This is a genomic window from Sphingomonas sp., from assembly GCF_036387595.1.
Lineage (GTDB): Bacteria > Pseudomonadota > Alphaproteobacteria > Sphingomonadales > Sphingomonadaceae > Sphingomonas.
Genome location: NZ_DASVTL010000113.1, coordinates 90936 through 100009 on the forward strand (window position 1 = coordinate 90936; position 9074 = coordinate 100009).

9 protein-coding genes are annotated in these 9074 nt (G+C 67.8%); 3 read left to right on the forward strand and 6 right to left on the reverse strand.

All coding sequences use genetic code 11. The annotated features are described in order from the left end of the window. Position 1: 1 nt before the first annotated feature. The 3 genes from VF643_RS13455 to VF643_RS13465 are packed head-to-tail and all read right to left on the reverse strand — an operon-like array spanning position 2 to position 3111. Positions 2-1603 (reverse strand): DHA2 family efflux MFS transporter permease subunit, encoded by a 1602-nt coding sequence (locus tag VF643_RS13455; RefSeq protein WP_331043891.1) that lies wholly within the window; start codon positions 1601-1603, stop codon positions 2-4. Continuing rightward, on the reverse strand, positions 1590-2663 hold the full coding sequence (locus VF643_RS13460; protein ID WP_331043892.1) for an HlyD family secretion protein: 1074 nt from the start codon (positions 2661-2663) through the stop codon (positions 1590-1592). Before VF643_RS13460 ends, VF643_RS13455 begins: the two co-directional genes overlap by 14 nt. Then, a complete protein-coding gene (locus VF643_RS13465; protein WP_331043893.1) occupies positions 2656-3111 on the reverse strand; it encodes a MarR family transcriptional regulator in 456 nt (151 codons plus the stop codon). Before VF643_RS13465 ends, VF643_RS13460 begins: the two co-directional genes overlap by 8 nt. A gap of 160 nt (positions 3112-3271) precedes the next feature. Between VF643_RS13465 and VF643_RS13470 the strand changes: the two genes are divergently transcribed. Together VF643_RS13470 and VF643_RS13475 are read left to right on the forward strand one after the other, a co-directional pair. Continuing rightward, positions 3272-4045, forward strand: coding sequence for an alpha/beta fold hydrolase (locus tag VF643_RS13470; protein ID WP_331043894.1), 774 nt, complete (start codon positions 3272-3274; stop codon positions 4043-4045). Positions 4046-4102: 57 nt separating this feature from the next. Next, a complete protein-coding gene (locus VF643_RS13475; protein WP_331043895.1) occupies positions 4103-5920 on the forward strand; it encodes a M2 family metallopeptidase in 1818 nt (605 codons plus the stop codon). A 39-nt stretch (positions 5921-5959) separates the two neighbouring features. Here the strand turns inward: VF643_RS13475 and VF643_RS13480 are convergent, their stop codons facing one another. The 3 genes from VF643_RS13480 to VF643_RS13490 all read right to left on the reverse strand — a co-directional run bounded on the left by VF643_RS13480 (position 5960) and on the right by VF643_RS13490 (position 8430). Then, on the reverse strand, positions 5960-6397 hold the full coding sequence (locus tag VF643_RS13480) for a hypothetical protein (RefSeq protein WP_331043896.1): 438 nt from the start codon (positions 6395-6397) through the stop codon (positions 5960-5962). A 66-nt stretch (positions 6398-6463) separates the two neighbouring features. Then, positions 6464-7894, reverse strand: coding sequence for an AMP nucleosidase (locus VF643_RS13485; RefSeq protein ID WP_331043897.1), 1431 nt, complete (start codon positions 7892-7894; stop codon positions 6464-6466). Between the two features lie 56 nt (positions 7895-7950). Continuing rightward, positions 7951-8430 carry a peroxiredoxin gene (locus VF643_RS13490; RefSeq protein WP_331004165.1) on the reverse strand — a complete coding sequence of 160 codons (480 nt, stop codon included), beginning with the start codon at positions 8428-8430 and terminating at the stop codon, positions 7951-7953. A gap of 99 nt (positions 8431-8529) precedes the next feature. Between VF643_RS13490 and VF643_RS13495 the strand changes: the two genes are divergently transcribed. Continuing rightward, a partial coding sequence (locus VF643_RS13495) for a YqgE/AlgH family protein (RefSeq protein ID WP_331043898.1) occupies positions 8530-9074 on the forward strand: 545 nt, incomplete at its 3' end.

Sequence of the window (9074 nt, forward strand, 5' to 3'; positions counted from 1 at the left end):
CTCAATGCCCCATCGCGTCGGCGCCCGCCTTCATCGGCGCCTTCGATGCCGGCCGTTTCAGCAGCAGCACCAGCGGGACCGCGACCGCGGTCAGGATCATCATCAGCTTGAAATCGTCGAGATACGCGATCATCGCCGCCTGCCGCGTCACCTCGGCATTGAGCATCGCGGTGACCGATTGCCCCGCCGATCCCAGGATCGCGGTGACCGAGGGATCGACCGCGTCGATGCTGTAGCCGGTGATGTGGCCGCCCAGTTCCTGGTGGCTCGTCTGGATGTTGCGCGCGAGCAAGGCGGTGACGACCGAGATGCCCACCGACGCGCCGATGTTGCGGAACAGGTTCATCAGGCTCGACGCCTCGGTGCGATAGCGCGGGTCGAGCGTCGCGAAGGCGATGATGTTGAGCGGGATGAAGATCAGCCCCAGCCCGGCACCCTGCACCAGCCCGACGAGCACGAAATGGGTGCTGTCCATCACCAGCGTCCAGCCGGTCATCTCCCAGAGCGAAAAGGCGGCGATGACCAGCCCCGATCCCACCATCAGCCGCGGATCGACCTGGCGCTGGATCAGCTGCCCGGCGACGTACATCGTCGCGACCATGCCGATGCCGCGCGGCACCAGCAGCAACCCGGTGTCGAGCACCGGATAGCCGTAGAGCGACTGGAGCATCGGCGGCAGCAGCGCCATCGTCGCCATCATCAGCACGCCGACGACCAGCATGAAGAACAGCCCCGTCACCAGATTGCGATTGGCCAGCAACGTGCGATCGAACATCGGGTTCTTCGCGGTGAACAGGTGGACGAAGAACATCCACGCCGCGCACAGCGCGATCATCCCCTCAATCCACACCTCCCACGACTGGAACCAGTCCTCGCTCTGCCCGCGGTCGAGCATAAGTTGCAGGCTGGCGACCGCGATCGCGAGCAGCGAGAAGCCGAACAGGTCGAACCGGCGCCGGGCGATCGGCCGCGACGGCAGCAGCGCCCAGAGGATCGCAAAGCACGCGATGCCGATCGGCAGGTTGACGTAGAACACCCAGCGCCAGTTGTAATTGTCCGTCAGCCAGCCGCCCAGCACCGGCCCCATGATCGGGCCGACCATGATCCCCATGCCCCAGATCGACATGGCCTTGGCCTGCCGCTCGGGCGGGTTGATATCCATCATCACCGTCTGGCTGAGCGGGTTCATGAACGCCGCGGCGATGCCTTGCGCCACGCGGAAGGCGACCATCTCGGGCAGGCTGGTCGCCAGGCCGCAGAGCATCGACGCGATGATGAACCCGCCGACCGACGCCAGGAACAGGTTGCGGCTGCCGACTCGGTCGGAGAGCCAGCCGGTCAACGGAATCGCGATTGCCGACGCCACGATATAGCTGGTCAATACCCAGGTTATCGTATCCGCGGTGCCGCCGAGCGAAGTCTGCATGTGCGGCAAGGCGACGTTGGCGATCGTCGAATCGAGGATCTGCATGATCGTCGCCGCCATGACGCCGAGCGTGAGCAGGCCACGCTGGGCGACCGGCAGCGCGGCCTTCCCAGGCGCCGCGGCAGGCGCTGCTGCCTTGCCGGACGGACTGGCGCCGGACGGACTAGCGGTCGCCACGGACGTCGATCCGCACGTCGGCGGAGAGGCCGGCGATCAGCGGCCGCGGGCTGCGCTCGTCGATCGCGATGCGCACCGGCACGCGCTGCGTCACCTTCACCCAATTGCCGGTGGCGTTCTGCGCCGGGAGCACCGAGAATTCGGAACCCGTGCCCGCGCCGAGCGACGCGACATGTCCTTTCAGCTTCAGTCGGGGATAGGCGTCGAACGTCACTTCGGCGGGCTGGCCGACGCGCATGTGGTTCAGCTCGGTTTCCTTGAAGTTCGCCTCGATCCAGCTGCGGCTGTCGGTGACGATGCTGACCGCGGGCAGGCCGGAGATCATCATCTGGCCGACCTGGAGCCGGTCCGACTGGCTGACGATGCCCGATGCCGGCGCGCGGACCGCGGTGCGCGCGAGATCGAGCGCGGCCTTGGCGCGCTGGACGCGCGCTGCGGCGATCGCGGGATTCTCGCCCGGCACCGCGGCGCCGGTCGATACTTTGGCGCGGGCTTCGTCGGCGGTCGCCTGCGCGTTCAGCAGGGTCGCGCGCGCCTGTTCGAGCGCGTGCTGCGATTGCTGGAGCCGGGCGCGGGTCGTGAAGCCGCGCGCCATCAGCTGCGACTGGCGATCGTAATCCTGTTGCGCCGACAGGATCGTGTCGCGCGCCGCCTGGATATCGGCGCCGGTGCCGCGCAGGTTGGAGCGCAAAGTCGCCAGTTGCACCTGCGCATCGGCGATCGCGGCATCGGCCTGCGCGACCGCGATTCTGTAGGGTGCGGGGTCGATGCGGAAGAGCAGGTCGCCCGCCTTCACCGGCTGATTCTCCGCCACCGCGACCTCGACGATGCGCCCGGCCACGTCGGCGGAGACCGATACCTTGTCCTGCGCGACATAGGCATTGTCGGTCGAGACGAAGCGGCCCGAGGTCGCCCAGAGATAGGCGGCGACCGCGAGGACGATCAGCGGCACGCTGACGAGCAGCACGGGCCGCAGCCAGCGCCGTTTGGGCGCGGGCGGCGCCTCTTCGGCCGGAGCAGCGTCGAGGCGCAGGTCGCGTTGGGGATCGGCATCAGCCATGAGCGGTCTCGCGGGTATCGGGTGGGCAGGACAGATTGGTACGGATGCGTTCGAGCGTGGCCGTCAGCATCGTGCGTTCGTGCTCGTCGACGCCGTCGAGCGCGAGTTCGAACACCTCGTCAGCGACCACTCGCAGCTTTGCCAGAAGCGGGCGCGAACGATCGGTGAGATAGATGTTCCAGGCGCGGCGGTCGCCCGGATCGCGCCGCCGTTCGACCAGGCCGGCATCCGCCAGACGGTCGATCATCCGGCATAGGGTGATCGGCTCGACCTCCAGCCGCTCGGCGAGCGCGCCCTGCTGCACGCCTTCTTCGCGCGACAGCGTGACGAGGGCGCGCCATTGCGGGCGGGTGACGCCGATCGCGCGGGCGCGCTCGTCAAAGCGCCGCCGCATGACGCGCGAAACGTCGCCGATCAGGAAGCCGATACCGTCACTCATGTCGAGCATATAGTGAGTATGCTTATGATGGGAAGGGTCTCGCTCTTGTGCACTTTGCAGGTGTGCGTGCGTTGCATGCATCCACGAGGATGGCGGCGTTGGATACCCGCATTGCCCGCGTCGCGGACCGGGGATAAGGCCGCACTCGCCGCGGCGTGGAGGGACGATATTGGCCGATTACCCGATCGAGACCCGCTTCTTCGACAGCTTCGACGGCACGCGGCTGGCGTGGCATGAATTGGGCGAGGGGCGTGCGGTGGTTTTGCTGCACGGCTTCTTTTCGGACGCGAAGACGAACTGGATACGCTTCGGCCATGCCGCCGCCATCGCGGCGCGCGGCTTTCGCGTCGTCATGGCCGATCTGCGCGCGCATGGGCAGAGCGCCGGGCCGCACGATCCGGCCGCCTATCCGCGCGATGCGCTGACCCGCGATGGCCATGCGCTGATCGCCCATCTGGGTCTGGGCCAAGATCTGGGCGACTATGATCTGGGCGGCTATTCGCTCGGCGCGCGGACGGTGTCGCGGATGCTCGCGACGGGCGCGGCGCCGCGGCGGGTGATCTTCTCGGGCATGGGGCTGGAGGGGCTGATCGACACCGGTCGCCGGGCGGGGCATTTCCGCCACATCCTGACCAACCTGGGCAAGCATCCGCGCGGTACGCCCGAATGGCTGGCGGAGGCGTTCCTCAAGACGACCGGCGGCGATGCCACCGCGTTGCTCGGCATCATCGAGACCTTCGCCGATACCAATCTCGCCACCCTGAAGACGTTCGATCGCCCGGCGCTGGTCGTGTGCGGTGCGGAGGATGCCGACAACGGTTCGGCGCCGGCGCTGGCCGAGGCGCTGCCGAACGCGCGCTACGTCGCCGTGCCGGGGGGGCATATGAGTTCGGTCACCAAGCCCGAACTGGGGCAGGCGATGGCGGACTTCCTGGCGGCTTGACCCGCCCCGCGGCGGCGCGCACATCGTTGTCATTGATATCGAACAGGAATCCTTCGCATGCTGCGTACAGCCGTTTCCGTGCTTGCCCTCGTCGTTACGAATCCCGCCTTCGCCCAGGCACCCGAGCCTACTACCGCGCCCACCGTCGCGCAGGCCGACGCCTTCGTGGCCGATGCCGAGAAGCAGCTTGCCGAACTCTCGGTGCCGGCGAACCAGCAGAACTGGATCAACGCGACCTATATCACCGAGGATACCGACGCGCTCGCCGCCAGGGCCAATGCCGAGCAGACCGAACTCGCGGTCAAGCTGGCGACCGACGCGGCGCAGTTCGCGACCCTGCCGGGGCTGTCGCCCGATACCAGGCGCAAGCTCGACCTGTTGCGCGGCGGCATCACCCTGCCGGCGGCGGCGCGGCCGGGGGCGGCGGACGAACTGGCGACGCTGACCACCAGGATGTCGTCGGCCTATGGCAAGGGGCGCGGCACCCGCGACGGCAAGCCGATCAACGGATCGGACATCGAAGCCGCGATGGGCGAGGAGCGCGACCCGGCTAGGTTGCAGGAAATGTGGACGAGCTGGCACGATCAGGTCGGCGCACCGATGCGCGCCGATTACGCCAAGATGGTCGTCCTCGCGAACGAGGGGGCCAAGGGCCTGGGCTATGGCGACGTCGGCGCGATGTGGCGTGGCGGGTACGATATGACGCCGGAGCAGTTCGCGGCGCTGAGCGACAGGATCTGGAAGCAGGTCGAGCCGCTGTATCTCGCGCTCCACACCTATACGCGCTGGAAGCTGAACGAGAAATACGGCGATGTGGTGCAGGCGAAGACCGGCCCGATCCGCTCCGACCTGCTCGGCAATATGTGGGCGCAGGAATGGGGCAATATCTACGACGTCGTCGCGCCCGCGGGGGCGGGAGACGTGGGGTATGACACCGGCGAACTGCTGAAAGCCAAGGGCTATGATCCGGTCAGGATGGTGAGGGCGGGCGAGGGCTTCTATTCCTCACTGGGCTTCGCGCCGCTGCCGAGCACGTTCTGGACGCGGTCGCAGATCGTCAAGCCCGCCGACCGCGAGGTGATCTGCCATGCGTCTGCCTGGGACATCGACAATCTCGACGATATCCGCATCAAGATGTGCACCAAGGTGAACGGCGACGACTTCACGACGATCCACCACGAACTCGGCCACAATTACTATCAGCGCGCGTACAAGGCGCAGCCGTTCCTCTACAAGAACGGCGCCAACGACGGTTTCCATGAGGCGATCGGCGATACCATCGCGCTGTCGATCACGCCCGACTATCTGGTGAAGATCGGGCTGCTCGACGCGGCCAAGGTGCCGAGCGCCGACAAGGACACCGGGCTGCTGCTGCGCCAGGCGATGGACAAGGTGGCGTTCCTGCCGTTCGGGCTGATGATCGACAAATGGCGCTGGGGGGTGTTCTCGGGCGCCGTGACGCCAGCGAATTACCAGGCGTCCTGGGATGCGCTGCGGCTGCAATATCAGGGGATCAGGCCGCCGGTCGCGCGCGACGAAACCCGGTTCGATCCGGGTGCCAAATATCATGTGCCGGCCGGCGTGCCCTATATCCGCTATTTCCTGGCGCGGGTGTTGCAGTTCCAGTTCTATGAGGCGGCGTGCCGCCAGGCGGGGTGGAAGGGGCCGCTCCACCGGTGCAGCTTCTATGGCGACAAGGCGGTGGGCACGAAGCTGAACGCGATGCTGGCGATGGGCCAGTCGAAGCCGTGGCCCGATGCGTTGCAGGTGTTCACCGGCAGCCGTGACATGTCCGGCGCGGCGCTGGTCCGCTACTTCGCGCCGCTGAAGACGTGGCTCGACAAGCAGAACAAGGGCAAGCCGAAGGGCTGGTAAAGCGAGCACCCCTCCGCGCCGCGGGGAGGGGTGCGTCGATCATGCCTGCGGAACGGTATTTTCGTCGGCGATGCCCGCAGCGAAAGATTTGGACGAATCCGTACCGTCGGGCTGCTGCGCCTTGTCGCTCTTGGGATTGGCCGCATCCTTGGGCGTGCTGCCGCGTAGCAGGAAAGCGGCGGCTGCACCTGCGGCGGCGACGACGCCACCAGCAATCGCAGCGGCACCCCATTTGCCGCCGACCTTGTCGGTGGCCTTCGATGCGGCGGTGCGAGCCTTGGCGACGGTCGACTTCGACCGAGCCGTCGCCGTGCGTTTGGACGAGCGAGGCTTCGGCGGCGCCTTTGCGGCAGGCTTGGCCGCGGCGGGTTTGGGCGTTGCCTTGGCGGGGGTAGGCGTGGATTTGGCCGGGGCACGGCGCGCGCGCGGCTTGGGGGCGGGTTTGGTGTCCGGGGTGTCGGGCGTGTCGTCGGCCATCGGTTTGCTCCAGCAGAATCGGTTCGCAGGCGTAACGCAAGTGGTCGTCCGATGGTTTCCTCAGGCCTAGCGGAAAGGCGGCTCGTCGAAAGCGCGCAGTTTGCGGCTGTGGAGCTTGGCGCCTTCGCGGCGGAGCTGTTCGCAGGCTTCGATGCCGATGCGCATATGCTCGCTGATCGCGCGCTCATAGAAGCGGTTGGCCTGGCCGGGCAGCTTGAGCTCGCCGTGAAGCGGCTTGTCCGACACGCAGAGCAGCGTGCCATAGGGAACGCGGAAGCGATAACCCTGGGCGGCGATCGTCGCCGACTCCATGTCGATCCCGACCGCGCGGCTGAGCGAGAAACGCAGCGCCGAGCGCGAATAGCGCAGCTCCCAGTTGCGGTCGTCGGTGGTGACCACGGTGCCGGTGCGCAGGCGGCGTTTGAGCTCCTCGCCCGATTGCCCCGACACGATCTCGGCGGCGCGGGCCAGCGCCTGCTGGACCTCCGCGATGGCGGGGACGGGGATCTCCGGGGGCAGCACGTCGTCGAGGATATGGTCGTCGCGCAGATAGGCGTGGGCCAGGACATAATCGCCGATCCGCTGGCTGGGACGCAGCCCGCCGCAATGGCCGATCATCAGCCACGCCTCGGGGCGCATCACCGCCAGATGGTCGCAGATCGTCTTGGCGTTGGACGGACCGACGCCGATATTGACCAGGGTGATGCCGGTGCGATCGGGCGCGACGAGGTGATAGGCGGGCATCTGGTGCCGCCGCCACGCGCTGTCGGTGACCAGCCGCTCGACATCGGTCGCGTCCGTGACCTCGACGCCGCCCGCGCCGGACAGGAGGGTATAGCGACTGTCGGGGCCGAGCTGGCTGGCGGCCCAGCGGACGAACTCGTCGACATAGCGGTGATAGTTGGTGAACAGCACGAAGCGCTGCGTGTGTTCGGCCGGGGTGCCGGTGTAATGGCGCAGCCGCGCGAGCGAGAAGTCGGTGCGCAGCGCGTCGAACAGCGCGAGCGGGCGGGTGTCGCCGGCGACATAAAGGCCGTCCGCGACCTCGTCGCCGATATGGGCGAGTTCGGTGGCGGGGAACCAGCGCGCGAGCTCGGAGGCGGAGACCGCGTCCAGGCTGAGCGCGTGGCCGGGATCGAGGACATAGGGAAAGGGGATTTCCTGGCGGCCGGGAACGGCGGAGACGGTGACGTCGTAATCCTCGATCAGCAGGGTGAGCTGTTCGGTCAGGTAATCGGCGAACAGGCCCGGCTTGGTGACGCTGATGCTGTATTCGCCGGGCAGGACCAGCCGGCCGAAGGAGCGCATGGGCGTGGGCCGGTCGGCCTGGCCGCCATAGATCAGTCGGATCTCGGGATAGGCGAAGCTGCCGTCGTGGCGCTGTTCGGGTGTGGGCGGCACGCCCTCGACGAGATAGCGGGTGAGCGCGGCTTTAAGCCGGTCGACGGAGGCGGTATAAAGGCGGTCGAGCTCGGCGACGATGTCGGAAGCGGTCATCGGCGGCGGTTAAGCCGCCGGTGACGCGCTGACAAGTAACCGGGATCAGTTTGCGTTCAGGCCATGTTGGCCAGGAGATGGTCGGCGGAGCTGACGCGGAACTCGCCCGGCGCTTCGACATGAACCTGCTCGACGATGCCGTCATTGACGAGCATCGCATAGCGGCGGCTGCGCTTGCCCATGCCGAATTTGGACACGTCGGCGTCGAGGCCGAGCGCCTCGGCGAAATGGCCGTTGCCGTCGGCGAGCATCGTCACGCCGCGTGCGTCGGTCGACTTGGCCCAGGCATCGAGGACGAAGGCGTCGTTGACGGCCGTGCAGGCGATCTCGTCGACACCCTTGGCGCGCAGCTCGTCCGCGCGGTTGAGGAAGCTGGGCAGGTGCTGCGCCGAGCAGGTGGGGGTGAAAGCGCCCGGCACCGCGAACAGCGCGACGCGGCGGCCGGCGAAGAAGGCGTGGCTGTCCACGGCTTCGGGACCCTGGGGCGTGACCTTGACGAGGTTGGCGGAGGGCAGGCGTTCACCGACGGCGATCATGGTCTCATACTCCTTGGGATACGTCGCCGATCCCCTTCATCAAGCGGCGCGGCAATTCAAGCGCGACGATTTGCCGGTGCGCGCGTTGGACGTGCCATGATGGAGACAACACGCTTTCTCGTCGGGCAATTCCTGCTTGCGACACCCGGGATCGGCGATCCCCGCTTCGAACGGGCGGTGATCGCGCTGTGCTCGCATGACGAGGAGGGCGCGGTCGGGATCGGGCTGGGCGAGGTGATCCCCGGCCTGGGCCTCCACGCCCTGCTCGACCAGCTTGAGATAGAACCGGGCGACGCGCCCGACGCGCCGGTGCATCTGGGCGGGCCGATGGAGACGCGTCGGGGGTTCGTGCTCCATTCGCGCGACTGGGGCGGGCAGGACACGATGGACGTGGCGGGGCGCTGGGCGCTGTCGGGGACGACCGACGTGCTGCGCGCCATCGCGGAGGGCAAGGGCCCGACGCGCTGGACGATCGCGCTCGGCTATGCGGGCTGGGGCGCGGGGCAGCTGGAAGGCGAGTTGGTGCGGCCGGGCTGGCTCAATGTCGAGGGCGCCGCCGACCTGATCTACGCGACCCCGGCCGCCGAGCGATGGTCGGCGGGGCTGGCCGCCGCGGGGGTCGACCCGCGATTGCTGGTGGGGGG